Source organism: Pseudomonas sp. 43(2021), assembly GCF_017490805.1.
GTDB lineage: Bacteria > Pseudomonadota > Gammaproteobacteria > Pseudomonadales > Pseudomonadaceae > Aquipseudomonas.
Genome location: NZ_JAFGYJ010000168.1, coordinates 1 through 612, shown reverse-complemented (window position 1 = coordinate 612; position 612 = coordinate 1). Strand labels below are relative to the sequence as shown.

Genomic DNA, 612 nt, shown 5'->3' with positions numbered 1-612 from the left:
ATTCTGCTGGAAACCCGCGACCGCGTCGGCCTGATCACCCTCAACCGGCCGCAGGCGCTGAACGCGCTGAACGCGCAACTGGTCAGCGAAGTGAACCACGCCCTCGATACGCTGGAAGCCGATGCGCACATTGGCTGCATCGTCCTCACCGGTTCGAAAAAAGCTTTTGCCGCCGGTGCCGACATCAAGGAAATGGCTGAGCTGACCTATCCGCAGATCTACATGGACGATCTGTTCAGCGACAGCGATCGCGTTGCCAACCGACGCAAGCCGATCATCGCAGCGGTCAACGGCTTTGCCCTCGGCGGCGGTTGTGAACTGGCGCTGATGTGCGACTTCATCCTGGCGGGCGACAACGCCAAATTCGGCCAGCCGGAAATCAACCTCGGCGTGCTGCCGGGAATGGGCGGCACCCAGCGCCTGACCCGCGCCGTGGGCAAAGCCAAAGCCATGGAAATGTGCCTGAGCGGGCGCATGATCGACGCGGTAGAAGCCGAGCGTTGCGGCATCGTCGCGCGCATCGTGCCGAGCGATGAGCTGCTTGATGAAGCGCTGAAAGTCGCAGCGGTGATCGCCGGCAAGTCATTGCCGATTGCGATGATGATCAAGGAG

The 612-nt window shown here is 61.9% G+C and carries 1 protein-coding gene; it reads left to right on the top strand.

Annotated elements, in window-relative coordinates; genetic code table 11:
- Positions 1 to 612: enoyl-CoA hydratase-related protein (locus J5M71_RS26570; protein ID WP_243434365.1), on the top strand; the 612-nt coding region annotated here is incomplete at both ends.